The following is a 24,628-nucleotide window of genomic DNA, read 5'->3' as shown; positions in this document are numbered from 1 at the left end:
CAGATGAAAAGCCTTGATTTCTCAAGGCTTTTTCTTATTGAACATGCTATGCCGGTTAAATGCTCACTTCAACTCCTGTAAAACCTACCGCCTAACCTGCCTTCCCCGCCCCCAAACAACCAACACAAGAAGCCCAACCGTCACCATCAAAAAAACATAAGGCACCCCCGCCTCAATCGTCCCGTCAACAACGCCCATGAAATCCATCCACATCTCCTTGTTCAACGTACCAGTAAACATAATCAGCAAATAAAACGCCTCAAATGCCTTATTACTGCGGGTCCAGACACCCATTGCAAGAGCAAGCGAGGGAATAAACAATGCACCAATTCCCCAGGCCAACAACCCGCTCGCATCGCCTTCCACCATATACCGCACGGCAAGACCGCTGCCTGTCAAAACAGCAACGATCAACCCCGCCAGCCACGAAACAGGGATTTGCCTTTGCAGAGGGGCTGGGCTGGAAAAAATGATATCCCTCGTGTTGTAGCGTATCTCTCTAACCCCCATGTTCGACCAAAGCAACACGGGCCAAAGCCAAGCGAGGGGAGCGATGATTCCTTTTGCCAATGGAAGCGGTGCAAACAGCGTAAGAACAATGAACAAAAAGGCAATGGCATACCACCACAGCGGTTGGCCTTTGAGCATGAGCTTTAATTCTACCTTCAACATATCCCATGCATGAAACCGCATCGTTACCTTGCTTAAAGCAGCCACGCGCCCATTTGACGATTCAATCCATTTATTTTTGTCATTTTCCACATCGCTGCTGACTTCCTTGCGAGAGAAAAAGCCAAGCTGCCATTTGCCCGATTTTCTTATTGGTTTATCGAAGCCACGAAATGCCACAGCAGCCAGCAGGAGCAACGGAATGGCGATGATGATCCAAAAAATCCGGCTGATAAAAATATCCCAACTCCAGTTCACGCCGCTCCAGAGGAATGTTTGTAGCGGCTCCTCTACTAACACGACGCCGTCTGACAGAACTCCTGGCGCTTGGGGAAACAAGTGCTTATAAGATTCACTGATGCTGTCTTTAAAAATTTCTCTTCCGGTAAAGCTGCTGACAGGGAGGCCGAAAATATCAAAGGTGGGGATGCTGATCAGCACAGTAGGAGCCCAGATGCAGAAGAAAAACAAGATGTTCCCAAAGCCGGTTCGAAGCACGGGGAGTGTTTCGAAAAGTACGGCAAGTGCGGATAAAGCAAACATGCCAGGCAAAATGATAATGACCATCGGCAAAACAAACGAACCAAGGTCGATAGTCAGGTCTTCCTGACGCAGCAGCTGCATGACGATGGCCATCGTAAACGTCAAAATGACAATGATCGTCAGTATCGCAAAGTTGCTCAGAAACTTGCCAGCCATATAGTCAAGCTTGCGGAGCGTTGTCGTTGAAATGATTTGGCCGACTCTAGTTTGCCGATCGCGCTCGATCGTATTTTTTATCAAAAAGAAGCCAAACATCGTCAAAAAGCTCATGACGGAAATGGAAACGGCTGCTCCGATCCAGGCAGAATTAAGGACACCGCGATATTGGTCTATTAACAACACGGCGTATGTCGCCTGACTGTTGGGAACGAACAGAAAGGCGCCGATGATGGAAAGAAACAAGGTAACCAAAAATCCATAGCCGCGGGTGCGCTCTAACAGGTCAGCTCGTGCGATATGATAAACTTTGCGAATCCTGCTCATTGCCGCACCTTCCCGTGGCTGGAAATGCAGTGCAGATAGGCGTCCTCCATACCGGGCGAAACTAACTGGGCGTCATTCGACGGCGACTCGTCCGAGACAATGCGGAGCAAAACACCGCCACCAGAGCGAACCGTACTGCTGATCATCCATTTTTTGCGCAGCTCCTGAACTTCGGACGAGCTAACGTTCCATTCCCATACCTTGCCTTGCACAGTTTCCAGCAGCTCATCCGGCGAGGAATGATGCAGGAGGTGCCCTTTTGACAAAATCGCTATGGATTCGGCAGTAGCCTCCACATCGGACACAATATGCGTGGAGAAAATGACGATGCGATCACCCGAGAGGTCCGACAACAAGTTTCTGAAACGTACCCTTTCTACGGGATCAAGCCCGACAGTCGGCTCGTCTACGATTAAAATTTTCGGATCATTGAGCAGCGCCTGGGCAATTCCGATACGTTGCCGCATTCCTCCCGAATAGCCCCCGATTGCCCGTTTGCGCACATCGTACAAGTTAACGACGTGCAGCAATTCTTCAATCCTAGTCTTGGCTTCTTTCCTGTGGACCCCTTTGATCGCTGCCATGTATTCGAGAAATTCCACGGCATTGAGGTGAGGATACACGCCGAAATCTTGCGGTAAATACCCGAGATTTTCACGAATTGCATCAGGATTTTGAAAAATATCGACGCCGTTCCATAAAATCGTGCCGGTCGTTGCGCTCGTAATCGTCGAGATGATGCGCATCAAAGTGGACTTCCCCGCACCGTTTTCACCAAGCAGCCCGAGTACGCCTGGTTTCAACTGCAAACTGAAATCTTTAAGTGCCCAAAAATCTTGGGAATACTGCTTGCTGACACAATTCAATTCCAGTTTCAAGCTCCGATCCCTTCTCTCTGTATACTCTCCACTCCAAAAGACATTTGATCGATAAAAAACAAAGTATTCAGGGGTGTTTTTAATGATATAGCAAAGCTGTTTTGCAAGCAATTGAAAGCTGAAAGGGCGTTGTTTTTGTTTGTCATGGTAGAGGAAAACACAATTATGCAAGTTTTGTAAAAATATGTAGTATTACGTCGGAGGGGGATGGTAATATCTTCTTGTTCTAATATGAATGACAAGTTTTGGTCTGGAAAGGCAGGCATTACATGCGAAAACAGATGATAGTAATGTTGGCGGGAGCACTTGTGGGTCAATTAGTCATCGCGGACGGGTACGCGGCAGCAGGGTCGTCTTCTTCTAGCAGAGGTTCCAGCTCCTCGGGCAGCAGTTCTTCAAGCAAAAGTTCCAGCTCCTCGGGCAGCAGCAGTTCTTCTAGCAAAAGTTCCAGCTCCTCGGGCAGCAGCACCTCCAGCAAAAATTCCGGCTCTTCAAGCGTCAAATCATCGAGCAACAGCAAAAGCTCGTCCTCGAAAAGCACAAAAAGCTCAAAAAGCACCTCTAAATCGAGCAAAGTAAAATCCAAAACATCGAAGAGCGCAACTCCTTACTACGTGGATCACGACGACGATGATGATGACGACGATAATTACTACGAATACAACGCGGAGGAAGATACAGGGGAAGCAGAATGGAGCAGCGAAGAGGAGAGCGAAGCCGATGCTAATGCCGACGCCAATGCTGCTTCCGAAGAAAGCAGCTCCGCCTCCAATAGCCAACCAGCACCTCCTGAGGAAGCGGTCAGGAAGGATCTGATCCAGTTACTGCCTGCGAATGCCCCTTTTTCTATAGACCTGCAGGCAAATATTTTGGCTGACATGAAAAAGCATCAGTTGCTGCCGAACCAGATTTACCGTATCTGGATTGACGGGCAACACCGTTACTTTTTGCTGCAAAAGAACGGGAAGGTCGAAGAAGTGAGTGGAAACCAACTGCAAAAGCGCCAGCTTCCGGTATACGATTTGGCACTTTTGTCTGTGTCATTGCTCGATTATTACAGGGACAAGTTCACCAGCCACAACCTCCCGACCAACCAGATTTACACAGTGGAAGAGGATGGCGGGCTAAAAGCCCATCTGTTCCTGCAATCGAACGGAGCGCTGGCATTCTTTCCTGCGTATGAAGCTGTCAAAAAGAAAGTTCCGATCGTGGAGGCGTCTTCGCTGCTCGTTTCCGATGAAATCCTTTATTCGTACATCAAGGAGATGAGGGAAAATCAATTCCCGCTCAACATGGCTTACCGCAAAAAGATCGGCTCCATCGAAAGATACATCTACCTCGACGAAAATGAAAACGCCAAGCTGATCAGCACCACAGAAGCGAAAAAGCACCAGGTGGCAGACTACGAGCAGATGCTGATTCCCCAAGCAGCTATAGAGAGCAGCAAGCTTGCCATCATGCAGTCAGGAGTCCCGGCGCAAAAAGTTTATGCCATGCAAGTGAATGGCTTGCCCAAGCTGTTTCATTATAAGGACAACCAGACGGTAGAGTTGATCACCAGAAGTAGCGCAAGCAAGTATGAAACTATACCATTCGATCAGGCCGTCCAGACGGTTCAGGAAGAAGAAGAGAAACAGCTCTTCTTTGAGAGCGTAAAAAAATGGTCGATGTTTGGTCTTTTTGTCCTTCTTCTTGCACTTATCGGGCTTGTGCTTTTCTTGAACAAAAAAGGAATCGTTGCGCGCAAGAAATAAACGCGATGAGGCAGCGCTCCCCAGTAAAAAAATGGGACTTCGTTCATCTCTATGCTGGTAACGTAACAAGCATTTACAGCGTCTTACTTTACATAGGATCATCGCGATTTCTTGGGTCGTAGCCCTCGTCGATCGAGTGATTTTTGTCCTTGTCGATGAGCAAGGTTTGTTTCTTCCTTTTTGCACGCCAGTCAATCAACACTCCAACCAGCAAGATAGCCACACAAATGATTGTGAACAGCAGCCAGAAACGCATTAGTATCACCTCAATTTTTTATGTGAAGGAATACAGGAGGAATGGCAGTTGAAACGATTTATTTATGTGGCGATTGCAGCGAGTATGTTGGTAATCGGCTGTTCGCCCGGGGCAAGCGAGCCTGTCGCATCGAAAGACACACCGTCAGCAGGGAAGCAAGAGCAACAGCCGAATCCGGCCCCTCAAGATGAAGGGACAAAAACGGAGCAGGGATCAGAAGAAGCAAAAGAAGGAAATGAAACAACAACAGATGACGCACCGAATGGCTCCAAAATCATTATCGATGGCAACTTTTTGAAGCAGCTCGCCAGTAACGAAATCAACGGTTTCGACATAGCGATCGGGATGACCAAGCAAGAGGTCATCGAGCTTTACGGGCGTGTAATCAAAGAGGATTATTACGATGGCGGACGTTATCAAGCTTTTGAAAATCTTTCCGGCGGCATTGTTTATTTTGATGGGAAAAACCGCGTCTATGCGATCGATCTGGCCGGGGAACACTTGAATCAGACTAACCTCAATGTGATTCGCCAGCAGCTGGGAACGCCCGTTGCCCAAGGACAAAGCATGGTAGACGAAAAATTTGACCTGTACTATGAAGCGGGGGAAAACTCCGTATTTATCAGTGCGAAGGACGAACACTCGCCTGTAGAGAAAATCAGGATCATCAACAAAAAAATGCTCGATGAGTCTCCACAGGATTAGGATAGCAAAAAAAAGCAAAGCCAGCAGGAAGCAGTTCTTCCGCTGGCTTTTTCATTATTCTACAGATCGTTTTCCAAACAGAATGTGATCGAGCCCAAACTTCGAGCTGCCGCTAATGCTAAGCGCAATCAAAATCGCAAAGAGAGCCAGCTCCAGCTCATAGCCAGCGCCACTTTCTCCGCCCATGAAGCCGGCCGCCAGCTTGGCTTTGGCAATGGCACCGATCATGACAACAGCCAAGGCGGCAGAGAAGATACGTGTGCCAAGTCCCGCAATCAGGGCAATCCCGCCGACGACTTCAAGGAACGCAACCAAGTAAGCGATAAAGGCAGGCAGACCGAGGCTGCCAAAGAATCCGGCGACATTGTCCAAGCCCATTTGGAACTTGGCAATCCCGTGGATAGCAAAAGTAAGACCTACCACAATTCGTAAAATCAAAGCGCTCCACTCAAAACGATTTTCCATGTATAATGACCTCCGATTTAGTTTATATCAGTAACGTAGTTACTTTTTGTTAGTAAGTATACATTAATTATTATTTATGTCAATACGATCTGGAAAATTTACAAACGTTGGAAAGTGCAGATTATTAGGTACAAAGTAATCATTCATTTTGATGGAATGCAGAAAGAGCGGTATACTGAAAGGAGAATGAGGTGATACCAATGAAACAGTCTTCCCTCTGTCCTAAGTTTGAAAAAGGGATGCAGCTGCTGGGGAAACGGTGGACAGGGCTAATCTTATACCAGCTGCTTTCTGGACCACAGCGCTTCTGTGCGTTGGAAGGGGCCTTGCCCGTAAGCGGAAGGCTACTTTCTGAACGGCTGAAGGACTTGGAGAAGGAAGGTCTTGTACATCGGCAAGTGTTTACGGACTCAGCTCCGGTGCGGGTAGAATATTCGTTGACGGAGATGGGGAAGGCTCTGGAGCCAGTGATCAAAGGGATCGAATCGTGGGCCCAGAGCTGGATCGAGCTTGATGCCGCAGATATGGCAGATCACAGCGTAGAGTAGAGCAGAATATACACAGTTGCAAAGCAAGACCTTGTCCAAGCTGTTGACGGGGTTCAGGTTGCACTTACCGAGATACATGCAAAAAACCCCTGAATCCAGGGGTTTTCTTCTTATGTGCGTCTAGTTGTCTTCTTGTGTCTCACTTTGTCTTGACTTCCACTTTATAAATTCGATGTGCCGTTTGATCTCAACAAGCTCCTCTTCCGTTAGCCCGTCAATATCCAGAAAAGGGACGGGCGTCTCCCGAACGGATGCTTGCCGCCAGAATGGCGTCGGGTTATCTGTTCTTCCATGAAGGTAATCGGTCGAGACATCAAACAGGTCAGCGACTTTGGAAATCAAGTGAAAATCTACGCCTTTCTTTTCGCCCGATTCAATTCGCGACAAAACTGTGTTATGGATGCCGAGCTTTTCAGCCAATTGAATTTGTGACCATTGCCTTTGCTCGCGCAGCCACTTTATGCGTTGACCGACTATGGACATCGTGAAACCACCTTTTTGTTTTTGGCAATTTCATTCTAACAATTTTCCATAACGGAAAAAACAATATTGCTAAAATGACAAATAATGTGTTGACTTTGCTGAAATTGAAACGATATCATGTAACTATAAATATTTGCCATTTCTGCAAAGAAGGAGGGAAGCTGGATATGGAGCGTCTGAACCTCCCCTTTATCGCAAAACGACGAAGTGAGTGTAAGCTTACGCTACAAGAAATGGCGGAATCACTTGGTTTTCGCAATGCTTCCACGTATTTGAAATACGAAAAAGGCGAATACGACTTCAAGGCGAACCATCTGCCTATTTTGGCAAAGAAACTCAAGTGTGGCTTGCACGAGTTGTTCATGATTATCTTTTTGTTATTTTAGCAAAGATACATTAGATAAGGGGTGGGTAGATTGGAAGCGCGGGAGGCGAACAAGAGGCAGCTGGAAGTATGGAAAAAAACGCTGGAGTACGAAATAGAGATGATGGCACCTTACAGCAAGTCGGCGTGCACAGCGTTTATGGATCGGTTGGTACGATTTGAGTTGGAGCTGGAGCAACAAGCGATGTTCCCCCCAGAGAAAGTGCTCGTTAGCTCCAATGTCCCACATTATTAAAAAAGGTATGCCTCTTGTGTCGGGTTCATAAGGCAGGACTTATCAGACTTCATCATTCATACGAGGAGGCTTCATGCCCATAATAAAAAGCCCGGTACGGCAGATGCCAGCCCCGGGCCTATTTTATTGGTTCGACGTTACAGTTTCTTGATTTCGTCCTTCAACAGCTCGGACTGTGTTCCGAATACGACTTGCACGCTGCCTTGACCCAGCTTCATTACGCCTGCTGCGCCAATATCTCTCAGCCCTTTTTCATTGACGATCTTATCGTCCTTCAGCACGAGACGCAGGCGGGTAATGCACGCGTCAACACTGATGACGTTTTCTTTTCCGCCGATCAGAGCGAGTACCCTTTGCGCCTTGTCTTGCGTCGAATTGCTGCTGGCAGTTGTAGTTTCAACAGCGTCATCGTCTTCTCGTCCCGGCGTTTTGATGTTGAACTTGACGATCAGGATGCGGAACAGGAAGTAGTAGACGACGGCGAACGCCAAGCCGATCGGGATGATCGACCAAGCATTGGTGGAGAGCGGGAAGTTCAACCCGTAGTCAATCAGACCAGCGGAGAAGCCAAATCCGTGCTTGATTCCCATTGCCGTTACGATATACCCGGAAACCCCGGTCAAAATCGCGTGAAGCACGTACAGCGCTGGAGCAGCGAACATAAATGCAAATTCAAGCGGCTCGGTAATCCCTGTCAGGAACGAAGCGAGCGCGGTACCGATGAAAACAGAAGCGATTGCTTGGCGCTTTTCCGGCTTGGCAGAATGAATGATGGCAAGCGCGGCTGCTGGCAATGCGAACATCATGATCGGGAAGAAGCCTGTCATGAACATGCCGGCAGATTTGTCTCCGGCGAAGAAGCGATGCAAGTCGCCATGTACGACTTTGCCAGTTGCATCGGTAAAATCACCGATTTGGAACCAGGCAATGGCGTTGAGTACGTGGTGCAGACCGAATGGAATAAGCAAACGGTTAAAGAAGCCGAACAGACCTGCTCCAAGAGCGCCAAGGCTTACAATCCAGTTACCCATATTGTTGAGCGCGTCCTGGATCGGACCCCAGATGATCCCGAAAACAAGACCGATGACGACCATGCTAAGCGAAGTGACAATTGGTACAAAGCGTTTGCCGCCAAAGAATCCGAGCCATTCCGGCAGCTTGATGTTATGGTAGCGGTTGTAGCAATAGGAAGCGACTCCGCCCGCCAAAATACCGCCAATGACACCCATGTTCAGCTTGACGTCGTCTGCGATGAACGGCATGGCTGCAGGGACTTTGGAAAGTACGGTGGTCAACACCATGTAGGCGATCACAGCAGCCAGGGCGGCTACGGCATCCCCAGCGAGTCCGATCGCAACACCGACAGCGAAGATCAGCGGCAAGTTGTCAAAAATCGCAGATCCGCCTGCAAACAAAAATGGCGCGATATACTGGTTCAAAAACCCACCAATCGATTCTCCGAGATGAAACTCGGTCACGTAGTTGATGGCGCCGAAGCGGAGCAAAAGCGCCGCAGCAGGCAGTGTGGCGACTGGAAGCATGAGTGCTTTCCCAATCCGTTGCAAAAAGGCGAGCATAGGAAAAACCTCCTTAGAATGAGATGTCTATCAAAAAGCTGCTCTCCGGATGAATGCAAGAGATGAGGGCACGAGAATTGGCCGGAGAGAAGCTGTTCTGATCAAGAAAATGAATTTGAAATCGCTTTCAAATAGGCAGGGACAAAACCGTTTATTCGGTTTTGTCTTGCAAAAGCGCCACAACCTCTTCCACAGTCGCAAGAGCAAGAACTTGCTCCGCCAGCTGCTGCGCTTTTTCCATACTGGTGTTGCGAATGCGCTCTTTGACCTTCGGCATAACCGAAGCGGCACCACTGAACTCGTCGAGGCCCATGCCAAGCAACAGCTCGGTAGCGAGCGGGTCGCCAGCCATCTCTCCACATAGCCCCGTCCAGATTCCTGCCCGGTGGGAAGCGGCGATGACGTTGGAGATAAGCCGCAGTACCGCAGGGTGGTAGTAGCTGTAGAGATCGGCAACGTTCGCGTTCATTCTGTCGACCGCAAGCGTGTATTGCACGAGATCGTTGGTGCCAATGCTGAAGAAATCGACTTCTTTGGCAAAAGCGTCAGCTTGCAGGCAGGCACCGGGAATTTCCATCATCATGCCGACTGAGATTTGCTCGTCAAAGGCGACGCCTTTTTCCCGCAGCTCGGCTTTTGCCTGTTCAAGCAAACGTTTGGCTTCCCGCAGTTGCCCCAGGTGGGAAATCATCGGGAACATGATCAGCAGCCGTCCAAAAGCACTGGCGCGCAATAGCGCTCGTAGTTGAACCAGGAACAGTTCCGGGCGGGCCAAGGAAATGCGCATCGCTCTGAAACCGAGAAACGGATTGTCTTCCTGGGGAAGCTCAAGCGCTGGCAAATGCTTGTCGCCGCCAACATCGAGAGTACGAATAATGACCGGCTTGTCGCCAAAGGCTACAGCAACTTGCTTGTAGGCGGCAAACTGCTCTTCCTCGTCGGGCAAAGTGCTGCGATCCATGAACAAAAACTCGGAGCGGAACAGGCCGATGCCTTCTACGCCAGATGCGGCAAGCGCGTCTGCTTCTTCGGGAACCGCCATGTTGGCCATCAAGTGAACGCGGTGTCCGTCAGTCGTTTCCGCAGGCAAATCCTTCAATGCCGCGTAGGCAGCGCGTTCAGCTGCTTCCTTGGCGGCCTTTTCCTCGTAGCGCGCCAACGTTTCCGTGTCGGGCGAAACAATCAGGTCGCCTGTGGCACCATCGAGGATCAGCAAGCTTCCGGCAGAGACTTTTTCCATCAACTGTTCTCCGGCTCCCATGACCGCCGGAATCCCCAAAGAACGAGCCAGGATAGCCGCGTGCGAGGTCGCGCCCCCTTTTACCGTGACGATGCCTCGTACAGATGCGAGCGGGAGTTGAAGCGTCTCCGAAGGGGTGACATCCCACGCCGCCAAAATAAACGGTTCCTCCGGGAAAACTGCCTCCTCGTCTGTGCCTGAGAGGTTGCGGATCAAGCGGCGGCTTACATCGCGGATATCGTCTGCCCGTTCTTTCATATAGGCGTCATCCATGCTTTCGAACAGGCCGACGAACTGGTCAGATACTTGCTGCACAGCAGCGGTGGCAGCCAACTGTTTGTTTTCGATCAGCGAGGACATTTCCCCGACAAAAGCCGGGTCTTCCAGAAAAGCCATATGCGCGGAAAGAATCGCTGCTTTTTCTGCGCCTAGTTGCTCTTCTGTTTGTTCTCTCAGCTTTTCCAGCTGCTCGCGCGCTTGCTCGACGCTTCTGGCGAGCAGCTCCAGCTCTTTGCTCGTGTCTGCTGGCGCAGTTTGCGCGGGAGCGGACGGGGCAGCGTGTGCCAAAATGACGACTGGGGCGATCGAGATGCCGGAAGAAACCGGGATTCCTTTTAACATGTTTGCTTCACCTTCTTTCGCTGCGAATTAGCTCTGAAAAGATTGCTCAAACAATTGCTGAATGGAAGCTGCCACCGTTTCCTCGTCAGCGCCGTCCACGGATACGAGCAGCTTGTCGCCCTGGGTTGCGCCCAAGGTCATGATCCCCAAAATGCTGCGGCCATCCACTTGTTTCTCCCCTTTGTTCAGGGTGATTTTCGATTGGGTTTGCGCCGAGCGATTGACCAAAAGAGCGGCGGGACGAGCGTGAAGCCCGCCCTCGACCGTGACTGTTACTTCAAACTGAATCATGTGTACCTCCCCCAAACAGATGCTTCTTTGTCCAATCCGGTTATTTCAGGACGACTGTCATCAGCGGCTGCTGGCCAGCTGCGACATTTCCTTGCGCCACGACGTTCTTTTCCGCAACGACATCGCCGTTGGTAATGACAATCGGGGTAACGATCGGGCATCCGGACTCTTGCAATACGGCGATATCAAATTGAATCAGCTTGTCGCCCGCTTTTACCTGGTCGCCGACAGAGACGAAGGGGGTAAAGCCTTTGCCCTGCAATTTCACGGTATCGATCCCGATATGCATAAGCAGCTCCAGACCGCTGTCGGTCGACAAGCCAATCGCATGATGGGTAGGGAAGAGATGGGTGACTTTTGCGTCAACCGGAGCGTACAAGACGCCCTCAGTAGGCAAAATCGCTGCGCCGTCGCCTACGACTTTCCCGGCAAATACGGGATCGGGTACTTCCGACAAAGGGACAACACTTCCGGTCAAAGGAGCCAGGAAGGTGATTTCTTGTTGTTGTTTTTTACGGGAAAACAGATTGCGTAGCATAAGTTCCTCCTTTTGCGTCTGAACGAAAATAGGCATGAGACGGTCTGAGCATACGACGACATACTTACTATGTCCGTATGATCTCACCGCTCATGCCTAGTCGAGCTAGTAACACGCAGGATTATCATCGATTTTGAGTTGTTGATTCAAGGCTGTTGCTGCAACAACCGATAAACATGCAAGGCCATGTAGCCGACTTCGTCTTCCGGGACTATGACTTCCAGCCGGTTCGAGATATAGGCAGCCAACTCGGACGCCAGTTCGTATGCTTCCGGAATCGTGGTTTGGACCCGGTCCAGCAAGGGGTTGTGAATGGTCTTTTGCTGGCGAATGCGCTCTACAGCAAAACGCAGATGAGTAATGAGGCGGACGTAATCGACCGTGCTTCGCTCGATGGTTCTGTCTGTCCGCTGCTCGATCATGCTGACCAGTTCGCTGATCACATTCGTGAACTGAACGGCCTTTTTCACTGGCAGGTAGCTGATCGCCGAATGAATGTGCAAGGCGAGAAAACCGATTTCGCTATCTGGAATATCCAGGTCGAATGCCTTCTTGATCATGTCCGCAGCCCGTTTTGCCAGCGTGTACTCTTTGGTGTAGAGCGTCTGGATTTCAAACAGGAACGGGTTCACGATCTCCATGCCATTCCGCAGGCGGTAAATGGCGAACTGGATGTGGTCGGGCAGGGCGACGTGGACGTGTTCGTTAAGTTGCGGGGTAATTTCACTGGCGATAAGCGCGATAATCTCTTCGGCTATTCCTACCACGGCAGGATCGACCTGACTGAGTATCGTTTGGTACTGTTTCTGATGGTTTTCATTTTCCAGCCTGAAGCGCTTCTCCACACGCGGGTCATGGGCGGGGATGGTGTTCCCAGGCTTTGCGCCAAATCCGATTCCTTTTCCGAACAGCACAATTTCCAGCTTGGTGCCGGGTTCTTCCACAAGTACGACATTATGGTTCAACACACGCGTAATCGCATATGTTTTTTCCTGTTCACGGGACAAGCCATTCCACCACCTTTAAACAAAAAAGAGCCGAAAAAACCTTTTTAACAATTAAAAAGATCTTCTCGGCTCATGCCTGCATTACCAGTAACACGCCTTGTGAAAACGCTTCAATTAATGCTTATAATAGCTCAGCTTCACAAGCGTTGTCAATCACCCTGTTTGCATCGGAAAGTTATGGTTGAGTATAGAAGAGAGTATATGTATTTTCGCTGATTCTGGCAGCAGGATTTCCCCCTGCTTGTCCAGAAGTACGTGAACCGCCTATGGAAAAGAACTCAAACAAAGCGGGCGGATGCGTCCGAAGCAGTCCGCCTGCACGCTTTGTTCAAGGAAGAATCAAGATCTTCACTACTTGGTAAACTTGTCGGCAATCGTGGAAGCACAGAAAGAATTTGGCTTGATTTCCGCCCGGAAGTGATTGGTTTCAGCCAAACTCAGCAACGCCTGGATAAACTTGCGGGTAGGCCCGTTGGCACCGATGTCAAAGTGCAGACGTATCGGAGTATCGAGTTGATGATCGCGCAAATATTGGCGGACTTCAGTTGCCAAGCCTACCGCGTACATGGCTTCCTGGAAAATGCGCTGCTGCAAGGATGAATAACGGCGTTCCTGAAACTTGTGATAAAAGAAGGTCCCACCGTGTCCGGGTCGAATAACCGTGATGACCAGGGCGAAAAAGGTTCCGCGACTTTTTAGCTGGGAATCGGCACCCACAATAATCTCGAATGGACCTGCCATCGACGAGATGGTTTGTTCAATGTGGGAAAATACGTCTTCTTTTGCCAGCTGTCCTCTCGTCGGACTGTGAAAACGATCAAACAACGTGCTTGCAGAGGTTAAGCCCACTCGCATCCCTCCAGATAGAGGCTATCTGTGAATTACAAACATCTTCCGTACATCATTAATGTATGTAATCTGGCAGAGAGTATGTGAACAGGTATGGACAAAAACTTCGCGAATCAACATTTTGATCGGCACGCGTCTGTTTTTATGCGGCGAATGTCCGGCGAATGGAATCGCGCTTGTGGCGCCTTGCCTGCGAGCAAGCTGAGAATTGACCGGGAAAAAGAAAGCGGCTATTATGTGTGGCTGCAATCGGAAAACATCTATAAAGGAGTTTTTACAATCGTGATGGAATCAGGTAAACAAGAAGAATATATGAGAGCGGCGATGGAAGAAGCACAAAAAGCAGCCGCGATCGGAGAAGTGCCAATCGGGGCAGTCATCGTCCGCAACGGGGAAATCGTCGGCCGCGGCTTCAATTTGCGGGAAACGCAAAAAGACCCGACTTTGCACGCGGAAATGATCGCGATCCGCGAGGCGAGCGAGCGACTGGGCGGCTGGCGGCTGATCGGCTGCACACTGTACGTCACGCTGGAGCCTTGCCCCATGTGTGCGGGTGCCATCGTGCAGAGCCGCATCGAGCAGGTCGTGTACGGCGCAGGCGATCCCAAGGCAGGATGTGCCGGGACATTGATGAACTTGCTTGCTGAGCCGCGCTTCAATCATCAGGTTCCGGTGGTGGAAGGAGTCCTGGCAGACGAGTGCGCCCAGATGCTCAAAGATTTTTTCCGCGGCTTGCGCAAAAAAAGACAGTCAGATCAAAAGTGATCCAACTGTCTTTCGGGCATCGCCCGGTACGGTTTCTTACGTAACATGCCGGGCAGACGTATTATTTGTTTACATTTTGCAGCAGGTTCAGTTCTTCTTCGGTCAGCTCGCGGTATTCGCCGGGAGCGAGTGCCGGGTCGAGATGGAGCGGGCCCATGCGAATGCGTTGCAGATAGGCGACATGCAGACCGAAGGCGGCAAACATCCGTTTGACCTGATGAAATTTTCCTTCCATAATGGTGACGCGAATCTCGGAGACTTCCCCGGACGAGAGAATTTCCAGCTTGGCAGGCAAGGTAGTGAAATCCTCCAACTCAACGCCTTTGGCAAATTCCCGGACGTGTTGCTCGGTAACGATGCCATCAATGCGGGCAAAATACTCCTTGTCCACTTTTTTCTTCGGGGAGAGCAGGCTGTGGGAGAGCTGTCCGTCATTGGTCAAAAGCAAAAGGCCCTCTGTGTCGATGTCCAGTCTGCCTACCGGGTGAACCTTGACCGCCCACTCGTAGGGAAGCAGGTCGACTACAGTTTGATGCACGTTATCTTCAGTAGCGGAAACTACCCCAGGGGGTTTGTTCAGCAGGACGTACACCCAGCGCTTGAAATTGATCGGCTCTCCGTCCACGGTAATTTCCTGCTCTTCGGCTACGACGTGCATGCCAGGATCGGTTGCGACTACGCCGTCCACAACAACCAGCCCTTGCTTCACCAGCGCTTTCACTTCCTTGCGCGTGCCAAACGCCATATTCGCCAGCACCTTGTCCAAACGTTCTCGTTTCATGTATGTTCCTCACTTTTCCTCTGGTCAAAAAAACCTGACTCGTGTTGTTAATAGTTTGGCCTAATGCGGCGAGCAAATCAAGGGGAAGCGTACAAGTTGAGTCTTGCACTTTTCGCGCAGATTTGCTATAGTTAATAATGTTTCTGACAAACCATTCATGGAGAGATACCCAAGTGGTCATAAGGGGACGCACTCGAAATGCGTTAGGCGTCGTGAGGCGTGCGTGGGTTCGAATCCCACTCTCTCCGCTTACAAGTGGCTCAACGGATAATTCCGTTGGAAAAATTAAACCATGAGTTTGCCTGATTGGCAGATTTGTGGTTTATTTTTTATAAAATCTGATTCTTGAAGAATATCTTTTCTTGTTATAATGCCTCATTTACGTAGAGAAGTAGACTTTCTCAAAGGTTTAATAGCATGAATATTTATCGAAAAAATCTGAATTTTATGTAATTAAACCGGTGCATTTTTTCAAAGGTGAACTGTTTGACCGTAAGCAAGAGATGATTGAATTGGAAAAAATATACATGAAGGGATCTCAGCTAGTGAGACAAGGCTAATATGATCTCTACTCTACAAATCTAACCTGTTATGTATGCAATGAAGTATAGAAAGAAACAAAAATCGTTATTTATATACAAATTCCAGATGCCCATAATTTTTACTGAATTGAATTACCATATATTGATATATAATAAAAATTATGGTATTGTTTATATGTAAAATAATTCAAAGGAAGTGTATTTAATGAAAAAAGCAATGTTTTTAGCAAGTAGTAGTTTATTATTATCCTTTTTGGTAATTTCTCCTGCATTTGCTATTAATAAGTCAGAAACAACTGATAAAGCAACTGATACGACAATTACAACCACACATAAGAATGGCTATACTACTAAGTCTTATAGTGGTGGGAAGGAAAAGATTACTCCAAATGTTGAAAAGAAAGTTTCGGCGTTATCTACTAGTAGTTTTTCAATGAAAAGAGGGAAATATGCAGATTTTTATGATGAGTCTTTGAAATCTTATAGTGATGGAAAATTAAAAACTTTTTCTAGTATAGATGTCGACTATACCGATACGAGCATTTCGACAGATTATATTTCTATCAAGGGATACACAAAGGCACATTGGAGTGGAGGTAATCCATATAATGCCGATAGAATTACTGTTCTTCCTGCTCAAACCATAAGCGCTTCTGGTGCTGCTACAGCATATAGTTATCCAGCTGCAGTATCAGTTAATTCTACATCTGGAGCACTGCAATTTTCGTGGCCATCCGAATATGATGATAATAGCTACGGTTTTGAATATGATTGGGATAAAATTACATCAAGAGTTAAAGGTAGCGGGAAGTTTACAGGAGTAATCGTAAATGACGTTTCAAATTTTAAATTCGGTTCAAAAACAACTTCTGTTTTAAATACGTTAGATATTTCTATTAACTAGATTATTAAAGGTAAGTGGAAGGTGATTTCTTTCACTTACCTTATTCATTCAGGAGTAGAACATGAATAAACAAATTTTTAAGCTATTACTATGCTCATTAGTGTTTATTTTGATGGCTTGTAGTATAAAAAATGAACAGGAACAGATAGCGTCAGAATGGGATAAGAATACGATAAATATGATTATGGAAGCAAAAAATGATGACGGTGGCTATACTATTTTGAATAGTGAAAGACCCTATTCCATATATGAAACGCGATATGCAGTAGAAATATTTAAGAAAGCTAACCAACCAATTCCCAGAAATAAAGAACTTGCAGGCTATGTGCATTCTTTTTTAAAATCGGAGAAAATCCAACTTAGGGATGAAAACGATTTAATAACTTTAAAATATGTTACGGATATTTCAAAAATGTTAAGTCTATCCTTAGATCAACAAGTGAAAAACCGTATAGTTAACAAGATTTCTGAATTAAAAGGAGAAAATGGATATTACTATTTTCCTTCCATGAATAAATTACTCGATAAAATAACGACATCAGAATTAGTCACAGATATATATGACAACTTGAATGTAAAATTTGAAAATCAAGATCTAGAGAAAAGTATACTTAACTGCCTTGAAAACAATGAAATAGAAGGAATAAACAGTAATTACAAGTACTCAATTTATAATAGTGCTATAAATATTTTACAAAAAGCAGGTTTCAATAAGCTTGAAAGTCTGGGTAGTATTAAAAAACTTGCAAGTGAAATTGAATCAGCTGGTTTTCCTACACCCAATGATCCCCTTGATCTTTATAATGTTGTCGCTAAAGTGAACATACTACAATCGCTTGGAAAACAACCAGTAATTTCTGCAGATTTTATTCATTACTTGGATTCTATAAAACTCAAGGATGATGGATTTAATTTTATTGATAATCAAGTGTCTGATCTTCAAGCAACTGTAGATATATTAAATTTTTATCACGATGCAGTGAATTTGCATCAACTAACCATAAATTTGAAGAAATATCAGAAAAGTACAGGTGTATTTGTCGTAAGGACTCCAATAAAAAAATCTAATATAACTACAACCATAATGGCTAACGCCGTATTAATGCATTTTGGGTATAATTCACTTAATGAGACAAGTACCTTTTTACAAAGGTTTAAAACTGATATGTCTGATCAGGATATGTTTTATTTGTCCGAGACTAACGAAGAGTTATTTAACACTATCAAAACGAATAATGACAAAATAATTATGAACGATGAGTATTACAAATTAGCTTTTTCAAGAACGAATATTGAGGAAAAAAGAAGAATAATAAATCAACTAAATGATAGGTTTTGGTTGGATATGAGTCTAAGAAATGTATATCTAGTTACTAAATCAATCAATTGTAAAGATTTATCTATTAAATTTGATTTCGATGTGTTTAAGTTATGGCTAAAATCCAATCAAAAACCGGATGGAGGGTATGCAATAAAAGGTGATGAATCAGATTTGATTGACACTTATGATACATTGTTACTGATGAAGGAATTAGATATGTCGCCTATAGATATACAAGGTATTACTAATTATGTTGATAATTTGAAAATTCCTGGCGGTGGATATGCATTTTTTGAGGGTGGAGAGCCGACGATGCTAGCAACTTTCTATGCTTTAGAATGTAAGAAATTAGTTACTCTTTTAGATAATCACTGAATAGTTTAATAAAGAAGGGAAGTTATTGTATGTTGGACTTTGGATCAGATTACCTGAGTTTTATTTATCCGTTTTTTCCGTTATTTTATTTCCTTTTTGTAGTATACGTTGCCCTAAAGATCCTGACTTATATGAAGAAGAAGGAGCAAGTTAGTCGAGAAATAAATGAACAATTAAAGGAAATTCTACTTTTGTTAAAATCTCGTAATAATAGTTAGATTCTCTTAATAATTAATAAAAAAATTGGTATTATTACTTAAATAAGAAGAGCGCCCCTCACTTAAATTAATAGTGGGGGATTTTTTTGGGCTTTATGTAAATATGGAAATTAAAAATATAACTTTTTATTTCCGGTGATAAGTTATCAAATGAAAAGATGTGTCTGAATCCCTCCAGCAAACGTTCTCGGTTCTGAGACTGAAAAGCCCGGAAGTAAAACATATGCTATGAGCGATTAGGGAACGAGATATGGTAAGATAATAGTTCTCCCTAGATATTTAAGCGGTGCTTCATGGCTGATCTAGGTTTGGTCTCCAAGGGCTTTACCGCAACATCATATGTTTCTAATAACTGATGTTTTCGTTGAGGAAATAAACTATTTTAAAAGTTTTATTATCCTGTAAACAATCGCATTGTAGGGTTCTTTGTGATCTGGAAATAAGGTGGGCCCCAGCTTATCAGAAAAATGAAAACGATATACGAAGAGATGCAGCTGTGGTACGCAGGCAAAATAGTGCTACGTATGGTCTTAAACTTTGAAGTAGCCTACCGTTACAAAAACAAATTCGTTCAAATAACGCCTGTTTATCATGGAGATAGACCTGTAATGTTTTTAGAGAAGGGATGTTTGCAACAAGATTAATTGCTGCTATCAAGAAGTTGAAAATCTTGTTGACAAGGAAACTTTCGATGCATAACATAATACATATAGGGGTATGCGTATAAAACAAAACTGGCAATTATACCACTTTTAATCATCCCAAATCTTTAGGAGGGAACACAACATGTCTGCGACACAACCGAGCTTTTCCGTTGATAAAATGTTGGACTGCAAAGGCTTGGCTTGCCCGATGCCTGTCGTTCGCACCAAAAAGGCGATGGAGCAACTCGCTCCCGGCCAGGTTCTGGAGGTGCAAGCGACTGACAAAGGCTCGCTGGCTGACATGAAAGGCTGGGCAAACAGCACAGGGCATCAGTATTTGGGCACCGTTCAGGAGGGAGAAGTCTTGAAGCATTTCCTTAGAAAAGCAAGCCAGCAGGAGACGAAGGCCGAGACGAAATATCCGCATACGATCACGAACGAAGAACTTCAAGCGAAGCTACAATCCGGCGAGCCGTTTACGCTTATCGATGTGCGGGAGCCTGCCGAATATGCCTTCGAGCGTATTTCTGTGGCCAAATCGATACCTATGGGGGTATTGGAGCAGCGATTGGCTGAGTTGCCGACCGATCGGGACATTTTTGTCATCTGCCGTTCCGGCAATCGCAGCGATCTCGCTTGCCGGCTGCTTGCCGACAAAGGCTTTTCACGAGTAAAAAACGTCGTGCCGGGTATGGCCCGCTGGGTTGGCTCGGTAGAAAAACAGTGAGGAGGAGATAAGCAATGAGCAACCAACAAGGAAAGGTACAAAAAATGTCGGCGCATGATTTGACTGAATTGCTGTTTGCCCAGGAGGAGCTGTTTATTCTTGATGTGCGCAACCAGGAGGATTACCAAGACTGGCGCATCGAAGGCCATCGGGTAGACTCCATCAATGTGCCGTACTTCGAGCTGATCGATGGAGTCGAGGCTGTCGTCGGGAAGCTTCCTGCCAGCCAAAAAATACTGGTCGTTTGCGCCAAGGAAGGCTCCTCGATTTTTGTAGCGGAGCAACTGGCGGATGCCGGACTTCATGACGTGTACTACCTCGAAGGCGGGATGAAGCAGTGGAGCGAGCATCTCGCGCCTGTCAAAGTGGGGGATTTGCGCGACGGCGGGGAAATTTATCAATTCGTCCGGATAGGCAAAGGCTGCTTGTCCTACATGATCGTCTCCGGTCAGGAAGCTGCTGTCGTTGACTCGGTACGCATGACAGACGTGTACGAAGCTTTTGCCAAAGAGCGTGGCTTGTCCATCAAACATACGATCGACACTCATTTGCATGCCGACCATATTTCCGGTGGCAGAAAGCTCGCCGAAAGCACAGGAGCTACTTACTGGCTGCCGGAAAAGGACGCGGAAGAAGTCGTTTTTGCCTACAAAAAGCTGGAGGAAGGAAAAAGCATTCAAGTCGGCAGCACGAGCATCTCCATTTTGCCGATCTATTCCCCGGGACATACGATTGGGAGTACGTCGTTGATTGTAGATGACACCTACTTTTTGACAGGCGACATTTTGTTTGTGGCATCGATCGGGCGGCCGGATTTGGCTGGCAAAGCGCAAGATTGGGTGGGAGACCTGCGTGACACCCTGTATAATCGTTATCAGGAGCTGTCAAAAGATCTCCTGGTACTGCCCGCGCATTTTGGCAGCTATGTGGAGCTGGGAACAAACGGCGTTGTCTCAGCACGTTTGGGCGATCTGTACCGCAACAATCCGGGGTTGAACATCGCCGATGAAGGCGACTTCAGACGCACGGTTACCGAGGAGCTGCCGCCGCAGCCAAACGCCTATCAGGAAATTCGTCAAGTAAACATGGGCAGATTGAAGCCTGATGAAGAAGAACAGCGCGAGATGGAAACGGGACCGAACCGTTGCGCGGTTCACGATAAATAAAATCAACAAGGGGGAAAACGACATGGCAGATGTTGTTGTGGATACAAAAGGTCTTGCTTGCCCGATGCCGATTGTCAAAGCGAAGAAAGCGCTGGATACGTTGCAGCCAGGACAGACCATGGAAGTGCTCTCTACCGATAAAGGGTCGCTCCATGATTTTACGGCATGGGTGAAGCAGTCGAAAAACGAACTGGTGTCTCATGAGTTGGAGAACGGCGTATACAAGTTCCTGGTGAAAAAGCTGTAAGAAAAAGACTAAGCGGGCACGATGCAGAAGTGTTCGCTTAGTCCTTATTTTCATATACAATGCGAACGCCGAGGTCGGGGTAGGTTTCTTCGCGAAAATGGCCGTTCGGGCAAATCTTTTCACAAAGCAAGTGGCTTCGCACAGAACGCAGAGGTTCTTTGCAGACAGGGCAGCGATGTTGAAAAATGGCTTTTAAATAACGAACCATTTAAATCACCTTAATCATAGTTATTTACTTGGTTTTTATTGTACCTGAAAAATGCGCATTTGAAAAGTGGCTACGGCATTCTTGTGCGATTTGGGCGGAGAATGCGGGGAGGGCATATGGACGTCTTGCTGTATTTACTCATGATTTCTCTAGGATTTGTCGGTTCCTTTTTCTCCGGGATGCTGGGGATTGGCGGAGCGATTATCAATTATCCATTGCTGCTGTTTGTTCCGGCGGGCCTTGGATTGGCTCATTTCTCCGCTCAGGAGGTGTCGTCGATCTCGATGTTCCAGGTCTTTTTTGCCTCGCTGTCAGGGGTAATCGCTTTTCGCAAGCGAAATGGCAAAGGGTCGCCCCTGGTGCATAAAGGACTGGTCAGAGATATGGGAATCGGCATCCTGGCAGGAAGTTTGTTGGGTGGCCTGGCTTCCAAATACATGTCTGGTGACAGCATCAACCTCGTTTACGGTATATTGGCTGTCGTAGCGGTCATTTTGATGCTGAAAAAGAACAAAGGGACTCAGGAACAGGCAGCAGAGATCGTCTACAATCGGTTCGTCGCCATCCCGATCGCTTTTGTGGTAGGCGTTGTCTCCGGAATTGTCGGAGCGGGAGGCGCCTTCATCCTGATTCCGATCATGCTGACGATCCTCAAAATTCCTACGCGCGTCACGATTGCCTCGTCACTCGCTATCGTATTCATTTCCGCCATCGGTGGTGTCGCAGGCAAATTGTACGCGGGACATATTCCGTTGGTTCCGGTCCTGTTTACGGTCATTGGCAGTGTCCTGGGTGCGCCTTTGGGCAGTGTGGTCAGCGCCAAGATCGATGTCAAATATTTGCGGTACGGTCTGATCGTGCTGATCTGCGCTACGGCGATCAAAGTGTGGAGCGATATTTTGTAAGTGAGAAAAGAAGCATGGAGAGTCGAGAGCGGCTTCTTTTCGCTCATTTTTATACCTATAGGAGTAACAGTATTTAACGGGAGGGCTTAACGATGGAAAACCAGAAAGAGAAAACGACGATTGTTCTTTTCAGCGGCGATTTGGATAAAGCGATCGCGGCTTTTATCATAGCGAACGGGGCTGCTGCCTACGATCACGACGTCACGATCTTTTTTACCTTTTGGGGCTTGAACACGATGCGCAAGGACGAGATCGTCAAAGTCAAAAAAGGCTGGCTGGAGAAAATGTTTGGCTGGATGATGCCGAGAGGGGCGCAGAAGCTGGGGCTGTCCAAAATGAATATGCTGGGGATGGGCCCGGAAATGATCAAGCATGTCATGAAAAAGCACAATGCCCTGACGCTGCCCCAACTGATCGAGCTGGCGCAGGAGCAAGGAGTCAAGCTGGTTGCTTGCACGATGACGATGGATTTGCTGGGCTTGCAGCAGGAAGAATTGCTGGACGGAATGGAGTACGCGGGCGTGGCAGCCTACTTGGGCGATGCGACACAGGCGAAGGTGAACCTCTTTATTTAAGAGGTGAAAAGCAGACAGGCTTGCTTGACAAAGCCTGTCTTTTGCATAATATACCTGTATACGTATCCGCGATCCTAAAAACGGGAGGACTTCACATGGATTACAACTACGGTGACGATATTAAAAGACGTTTGCGAAAAATTGAAGGACAAATCCGTGGCGTGTTGAGAATGATGGACGAGCAAAAAAGCTGCAAAGAAGTAGTCGCCCAGCTGTCTGCTGTCCGCAACGCGTCTGACAAGGCAATCGCGCAGATCGTAGCGGAGAATTTGCAGCGCTGTCTGTTGGAGGAGCAGGCACTCGGAGGCGACACAAGCAAGATGGTAAAAGAAGCGGTAGAGCTGTTGGTGAAAAGTCGCTAATTCACTAGGAAGGATGTTCAAATGGACTTCACGACGATTTTGCTTATTATTGTGTATGCATTGACAACTTGGTATTTGATTTCCCGCTTCATGCCTGTAAAAGGGCTGGAAAACCTGCGAGCCGAGCAATTCAAGGAGCGGGTGAATCAAAAAAGCAGGGTGATGCTGATTGACGTGCGCGAGCCACACGAGTTCAAGAAGGGTCACATTCCTACAGCCGTCAACATCCCTCTGTCCCAGTTGAACAGCCGGGTGAAGGAAGTTTCCCCGAAAAACGATATTTTGTTGTACTGCCGCAGCGGGATGCGCAGCAAGCAAGCGGCGAAAATCCTGAAAAAACACGGCTTTACGCAAATGGCGCACCTTCAGGGTGGACTGGTCACCTGGCAAGGACCGACCAAACAAAAGTAACGAAAAAAGAAACGAGCATCTGCGAAAGCGGGTGCTTTTTCATTTGCACAAAAAATACATGCTTGACAGATGATTTGGTTGTAACTAAAATGATTACAACAAGATAAGCAAGCCCAGGCCATTATTTTTTGCAACTGATGTAACTTGTTTAGTTACAACTAAAATGGCGGCCTATCATTCATAACCCGAGTTTTGGTGACTCAATCTAAATACATGGAGGGAATAGAACAATGAAAATCGCAATCGTAGGCGCAAGCGGCAAAGCAGGAAAATGGATCATGAAGGAAGCGTTGGATCGCGGCCATCAGGTGACAGCGGTTGTTCGTGACGCATCCAAAATCGACGAACCGAAAGCAGCTGTTCTGGAAAAAGACGTGTTCGCTCTGACAGCAGCCGATTTGAAAGACTTTGATGCAGTAGTCAATGCATTTGGCGCTCCTGCCGGAAAAGAACACCTGCACGTCGAGGCTGGCAACGTATTGATCGAAGCGATGAAGGGAGCACCTTCGACTCGTCTGCTTGTGGTAGGGGGAGCAGGGAGCTTGTTCGTAGACGAAGCGAAGACGACTCGTGTCATGGAAACTCCTGATTTTCCGGGAATCTACCTGGCAACAGCGCAAAACCAGGGAGAAAACTTGCGCATTTTGCAAGAAACGACGGGGATTCAATGGACCTTTATCAGTCCATCCGCTTTCTTTGATCCAGAAGGAGCCAGAACAGGCACTTATCAGCTTGGCAAAGATCATTTGCTCGTCAATGCAAGCGGACAAAGCTATGTCAGCTACGCGGACTACGCCATTGCCGTTCTTGATGAAATCGAAAATCCGCAACACCTCAACCAACGATTCACCGTTGGGTCCAACTAACAAAATAGAGTCAGGCATGCAGAAAAGACCAGCCATCCCGGATCGGGCGCGCTGGTCTTTTTTTGTGTGCGAAACGGCTGTCTC

General features: G+C 47.2%; 28 protein-coding genes and 1 tRNA gene. 16 read left to right on the top strand and 13 right to left on the bottom strand.

Features of this window, described 5'->3' with window-relative positions:
• Nucleotides 1-84 precede the first annotated feature (84 nt).
• The 3 genes from EDM60_RS23255 to EDM60_RS28815 all read right to left on the bottom strand — a co-directional run bounded on the left by EDM60_RS23255 (nt 85) and on the right by EDM60_RS28815 (nt 3,147).
• Nucleotides 85-1,467 carry an ABC transporter permease gene (locus EDM60_RS23255; protein ID WP_141254194.1) on the bottom strand — a complete coding sequence of 461 codons (1,383 nt, stop codon included), beginning with the start codon at nt 1,465-1,467 and terminating at the stop codon, nt 85-87.
• A gap of 224 nt (nt 1,468-1,691) precedes the next feature.
• The gene (locus EDM60_RS23250) at nt 1,692-2,573 is read right to left on the bottom strand and encodes an ABC transporter ATP-binding protein (RefSeq protein ID WP_122966072.1); all 882 of its coding nucleotides are present in this window, start codon (nt 2,571-2,573) and stop codon (nt 1,692-1,694) included.
• Between the two features lie 313 nt (nt 2,574-2,886).
• The gene (locus tag EDM60_RS28815; protein ID WP_167470368.1) at nt 2,887-3,147 is read right to left on the bottom strand and encodes a hypothetical protein; all 261 of its coding nucleotides are present in this window, start codon (nt 3,145-3,147) and stop codon (nt 2,887-2,889) included.
• 40 nt (nt 3,148-3,187) lie between these two features.
• Here EDM60_RS28815 and EDM60_RS28810 point away from each other — a divergent pair, with 40 nt between their 5' ends.
• Nucleotides 3,188-4,327: a hypothetical protein gene (locus EDM60_RS28810; RefSeq protein ID WP_167470367.1), complete on the top strand. Its 1,140-nt coding sequence runs from the start codon at nt 3,188-3,190 to the stop codon at nt 4,325-4,327.
• Nucleotides 4,328-4,415: 88 nt separating this feature from the next.
• Here EDM60_RS28810 and EDM60_RS28805 read toward each other — a convergent pair whose 3' ends face one another.
• Entirely contained in the window at nt 4,416-4,583 is a 168-nt protein-coding gene (locus EDM60_RS28805) for a hypothetical protein (RefSeq protein WP_167470366.1), read from the bottom strand.
• Nucleotides 4,584-4,631: 48 nt separating this feature from the next.
• Between EDM60_RS28805 and EDM60_RS28800 the strand changes: the two genes are divergently transcribed.
• Nucleotides 4,632-5,288, top strand: a complete 657-nt coding sequence (locus EDM60_RS28800) for a hypothetical protein (protein ID WP_233454141.1) — start codon at nt 4,632-4,634, stop codon at nt 5,286-5,288.
• A gap of 54 nt (nt 5,289-5,342) precedes the next feature.
• On the opposite strand, the gene EDM60_RS23230 is transcribed toward EDM60_RS28800, so the two are convergent.
• The gene (locus EDM60_RS23230) at nt 5,343-5,753 is read right to left on the bottom strand and encodes a DoxX family protein (protein WP_122966069.1); all 411 of its coding nucleotides are present in this window, start codon (nt 5,751-5,753) and stop codon (nt 5,343-5,345) included.
• Nucleotides 5,754-5,953: 200 nt separating this feature from the next.
• Between EDM60_RS23230 and EDM60_RS23225 the strand changes: the two genes are divergently transcribed.
• The gene (locus tag EDM60_RS23225; protein WP_122966068.1) at nt 5,954-6,301 is read left to right on the top strand and encodes a winged helix-turn-helix transcriptional regulator; all 348 of its coding nucleotides are present in this window, start codon (nt 5,954-5,956) and stop codon (nt 6,299-6,301) included.
• A gap of 120 nt (nt 6,302-6,421) precedes the next feature.
• Here the strand turns inward: EDM60_RS23225 and EDM60_RS23220 are convergent, their stop codons facing one another.
• The gene (locus EDM60_RS23220; RefSeq protein ID WP_122966067.1) at nt 6,422-6,784 is read right to left on the bottom strand and encodes a helix-turn-helix domain-containing protein; all 363 of its coding nucleotides are present in this window, start codon (nt 6,782-6,784) and stop codon (nt 6,422-6,424) included.
• Between the two features lie 167 nt (nt 6,785-6,951).
• Between EDM60_RS23220 and EDM60_RS23215 the strand changes: the two genes are divergently transcribed.
• The gene (locus tag EDM60_RS23215) at nt 6,952-7,170 is read left to right on the top strand and encodes a helix-turn-helix domain-containing protein (RefSeq protein WP_122966066.1); all 219 of its coding nucleotides are present in this window, start codon (nt 6,952-6,954) and stop codon (nt 7,168-7,170) included.
• Nucleotides 7,171-7,541: 371 nt separating this feature from the next.
• Here the strand turns inward: EDM60_RS23215 and nagE are convergent, their stop codons facing one another.
• From nagE to EDM60_RS23180, 6 genes are all read right to left on the bottom strand, one after another.
• Nucleotides 7,542-8,981 carry an N-acetylglucosamine-specific PTS transporter subunit IIBC gene (nagE, locus tag EDM60_RS23205; RefSeq protein ID WP_122966064.1) on the bottom strand — a complete coding sequence of 480 codons (1,440 nt, stop codon included), beginning with the start codon at nt 8,979-8,981 and terminating at the stop codon, nt 7,542-7,544.
• 151 nt (nt 8,982-9,132) lie between these two features.
• Nucleotides 9,133-10,842, bottom strand: a complete 1,710-nt coding sequence (gene ptsP / locus EDM60_RS23200) for a phosphoenolpyruvate--protein phosphotransferase (protein WP_122966063.1) — start codon at nt 10,840-10,842, stop codon at nt 9,133-9,135.
• Between the two features lie 27 nt (nt 10,843-10,869).
• On the bottom strand, nt 10,870-11,133 hold the full coding sequence (locus EDM60_RS23195) for an HPr family phosphocarrier protein (RefSeq protein ID WP_063230279.1): 264 nt from the start codon (nt 11,131-11,133) through the stop codon (nt 10,870-10,872).
• A gap of 40 nt (nt 11,134-11,173) precedes the next feature.
• The gene (locus tag EDM60_RS23190; protein ID WP_063230280.1) at nt 11,174-11,671 is read right to left on the bottom strand and encodes a PTS sugar transporter subunit IIA; all 498 of its coding nucleotides are present in this window, start codon (nt 11,669-11,671) and stop codon (nt 11,174-11,176) included.
• A 146-nt stretch (nt 11,672-11,817) separates the two neighbouring features.
• Nucleotides 11,818-12,678, bottom strand: a complete 861-nt coding sequence (glcT, locus tag EDM60_RS23185) for a glucose PTS transporter transcription antiterminator GlcT (RefSeq protein WP_122966062.1) — start codon at nt 12,676-12,678, stop codon at nt 11,818-11,820.
• A 351-nt stretch (nt 12,679-13,029) separates the two neighbouring features.
• Complete coding sequence (locus EDM60_RS23180) at nt 13,030-13,533, bottom strand: ribonuclease H-like YkuK family protein (RefSeq protein WP_217365347.1); 504 nt, start codon at nt 13,531-13,533, stop codon at nt 13,030-13,032.
• A gap of 279 nt (nt 13,534-13,812) precedes the next feature.
• Between EDM60_RS23180 and tadA the strand changes: the two genes are divergently transcribed.
• Nucleotides 13,813-14,292 carry a tRNA adenosine(34) deaminase TadA gene (gene tadA / locus EDM60_RS23175; RefSeq protein ID WP_208715245.1) on the top strand — a complete coding sequence of 160 codons (480 nt, stop codon included), beginning with the start codon at nt 13,813-13,815 and terminating at the stop codon, nt 14,290-14,292.
• A gap of 61 nt (nt 14,293-14,353) precedes the next feature.
• Here tadA and EDM60_RS23170 read toward each other — a convergent pair whose 3' ends face one another.
• Nucleotides 14,354-15,073, bottom strand: a complete 720-nt coding sequence (locus tag EDM60_RS23170) for a pseudouridine synthase (protein ID WP_122966061.1) — start codon at nt 15,071-15,073, stop codon at nt 14,354-14,356.
• A gap of 159 nt (nt 15,074-15,232) precedes the next feature.
• Here EDM60_RS23170 and EDM60_RS23165 point away from each other — a divergent pair.
• The 11 genes from EDM60_RS23165 to EDM60_RS23110 all read left to right on the top strand — a co-directional run bounded on the left by EDM60_RS23165 (nt 15,233) and on the right by EDM60_RS23110 (nt 24,544).
• Nucleotides 15,233-15,321, top strand: a tRNA-Ser gene (locus EDM60_RS23165).
• Between the two features lie 499 nt (nt 15,322-15,820).
• Entirely contained in the window at nt 15,821-16,519 is a 699-nt protein-coding gene (locus tag EDM60_RS23160; protein ID WP_122966060.1) for a hypothetical protein, read from the top strand.
• Nucleotides 16,520-16,580: 61 nt separating this feature from the next.
• On the top strand, nt 16,581-18,215 hold the full coding sequence (locus EDM60_RS23155; protein WP_122966059.1) for a prenyltransferase/squalene oxidase repeat-containing protein: 1,635 nt from the start codon (nt 16,581-16,583) through the stop codon (nt 18,213-18,215).
• Between the two features lie 1,004 nt (nt 18,216-19,219).
• Nucleotides 19,220-19,804, top strand: coding sequence for a sulfurtransferase TusA family protein (locus EDM60_RS23145; protein WP_122966057.1), 585 nt, complete (start codon nt 19,220-19,222; stop codon nt 19,802-19,804).
• Between the two features lie 14 nt (nt 19,805-19,818).
• Entirely contained in the window at nt 19,819-20,970 is a 1,152-nt protein-coding gene (locus tag EDM60_RS23140; protein WP_122966056.1) for an MBL fold metallo-hydrolase, read from the top strand.
• Nucleotides 20,971-20,992: 22 nt separating this feature from the next.
• Nucleotides 20,993-21,217 (top strand): sulfurtransferase TusA family protein, encoded by a 225-nt coding sequence (locus tag EDM60_RS23135; protein WP_122966055.1) that lies wholly within the window; start codon nt 20,993-20,995, stop codon nt 21,215-21,217.
• Between the two features lie 324 nt (nt 21,218-21,541).
• Nucleotides 21,542-22,330 (top strand): sulfite exporter TauE/SafE family protein, encoded by a 789-nt coding sequence (locus EDM60_RS23130; RefSeq protein WP_122966054.1) that lies wholly within the window; start codon nt 21,542-21,544, stop codon nt 22,328-22,330.
• A 92-nt stretch (nt 22,331-22,422) separates the two neighbouring features.
• Entirely contained in the window at nt 22,423-22,905 is a 483-nt protein-coding gene (locus tag EDM60_RS23125) for a DsrE/DsrF/DrsH-like family protein (RefSeq protein ID WP_122966053.1), read from the top strand.
• A gap of 95 nt (nt 22,906-23,000) precedes the next feature.
• Entirely contained in the window at nt 23,001-23,267 is a 267-nt protein-coding gene (locus EDM60_RS23120) for a metal-sensitive transcriptional regulator (RefSeq protein WP_063230289.1), read from the top strand.
• Nucleotides 23,268-23,288: 21 nt separating this feature from the next.
• Nucleotides 23,289-23,678: a rhodanese-like domain-containing protein gene (locus tag EDM60_RS23115; RefSeq protein WP_063230290.1), complete on the top strand. Its 390-nt coding sequence runs from the start codon at nt 23,289-23,291 to the stop codon at nt 23,676-23,678.
• Between the two features lie 230 nt (nt 23,679-23,908).
• The gene (locus EDM60_RS23110) at nt 23,909-24,544 is read left to right on the top strand and encodes an NAD(P)-dependent oxidoreductase (RefSeq protein ID WP_122966052.1); all 636 of its coding nucleotides are present in this window, start codon (nt 23,909-23,911) and stop codon (nt 24,542-24,544) included.
• Nucleotides 24,545-24,628 lie beyond the last annotated feature (84 nt).

The organism is Brevibacillus parabrevis (assembly GCF_003710905.1).
Lineage (GTDB): Bacteria > Bacillota > Bacilli > Brevibacillales > Brevibacillaceae > Brevibacillus > Brevibacillus parabrevis.
This window is presented reverse-complemented; position numbering and strand designations above follow the sequence as displayed.

Coding starts and splice junctions, on each gene's coding strand:
- EDM60_RS23255 (WP_141254194.1), bottom strand. CDS start 1,467: ATGTTTGGCTTCTTTTTGATAAAAAATACGATCGAGCGCGATCGGCAA.
- EDM60_RS28805 (WP_167470366.1), bottom strand. CDS start 4,583: ATGCGTTTCTGGCTGCTGTTCACAATCATTTGTGTGGCTATCTTGCTG.
- EDM60_RS23230 (WP_122966069.1), bottom strand. CDS start 5,753: ATGGAAAATCGTTTTGAGTGGAGCGCTTTGATTTTACGAATTGTGGTA.
- EDM60_RS23225 (WP_122966068.1), top strand. CDS start 5,954: ATGAAACAGTCTTCCCTCTGTCCTAAGTTTGAAAAAGGGATGCAGCTG.
- EDM60_RS23220 (WP_122966067.1), bottom strand. CDS start 6,784: ATGTCCATAGTCGGTCAACGCATAAAGTGGCTGCGCGAGCAAAGGCAA.
- EDM60_RS23215 (WP_122966066.1), top strand. CDS start 6,952: ATGGAGCGTCTGAACCTCCCCTTTATCGCAAAACGACGAAGTGAGTGT.
- nagE (WP_122966064.1), bottom strand. CDS start 8,981: ATGCTCGCCTTTTTGCAACGGATTGGGAAAGCACTCATGCTTCCAGTC.
- ptsP (WP_122966063.1), bottom strand. CDS start 10,842: ATGTTAAAAGGAATCCCGGTTTCTTCCGGCATCTCGATCGCCCCAGTC.
- EDM60_RS23195 (WP_063230279.1), bottom strand. CDS start 11,133: ATGATTCAGTTTGAAGTAACAGTCACGGTCGAGGGCGGGCTTCACGCT.
- EDM60_RS23190 (WP_063230280.1), bottom strand. CDS start 11,671: ATGCTACGCAATCTGTTTTCCCGTAAAAAACAACAACAAGAAATCACC.
- EDM60_RS23180 (WP_217365347.1), bottom strand. CDS start 13,533: ATGCGAGTGGGCTTAACCTCTGCAAGCACGTTGTTTGATCGTTTTCAC.
- tadA (WP_208715245.1), top strand. CDS start 13,813: ATGGAATCAGGTAAACAAGAAGAATATATGAGAGCGGCGATGGAAGAA.
- EDM60_RS23170 (WP_122966061.1), bottom strand. CDS start 15,073: ATGAAACGAGAACGTTTGGACAAGGTGCTGGCGAATATGGCGTTTGGC.
- EDM60_RS23160 (WP_122966060.1), top strand. CDS start 15,821: ATGAAAAAAGCAATGTTTTTAGCAAGTAGTAGTTTATTATTATCCTTT.
- EDM60_RS23155 (WP_122966059.1), top strand. CDS start 16,581: ATGAATAAACAAATTTTTAAGCTATTACTATGCTCATTAGTGTTTATT.
- EDM60_RS23145 (WP_122966057.1), top strand. CDS start 19,220: ATGTCTGCGACACAACCGAGCTTTTCCGTTGATAAAATGTTGGACTGC.
- EDM60_RS23140 (WP_122966056.1), top strand. CDS start 19,819: ATGAGCAACCAACAAGGAAAGGTACAAAAAATGTCGGCGCATGATTTG.
- EDM60_RS23135 (WP_122966055.1), top strand. CDS start 20,993: ATGGCAGATGTTGTTGTGGATACAAAAGGTCTTGCTTGCCCGATGCCG.
- EDM60_RS23130 (WP_122966054.1), top strand. CDS start 21,542: ATGGACGTCTTGCTGTATTTACTCATGATTTCTCTAGGATTTGTCGGT.
- EDM60_RS23125 (WP_122966053.1), top strand. CDS start 22,423: ATGGAAAACCAGAAAGAGAAAACGACGATTGTTCTTTTCAGCGGCGAT.
- EDM60_RS23120 (WP_063230289.1), top strand. CDS start 23,001: ATGGATTACAACTACGGTGACGATATTAAAAGACGTTTGCGAAAAATT.
- EDM60_RS23115 (WP_063230290.1), top strand. CDS start 23,289: ATGGACTTCACGACGATTTTGCTTATTATTGTGTATGCATTGACAACT.
- EDM60_RS23110 (WP_122966052.1), top strand. CDS start 23,909: ATGAAAATCGCAATCGTAGGCGCAAGCGGCAAAGCAGGAAAATGGATC.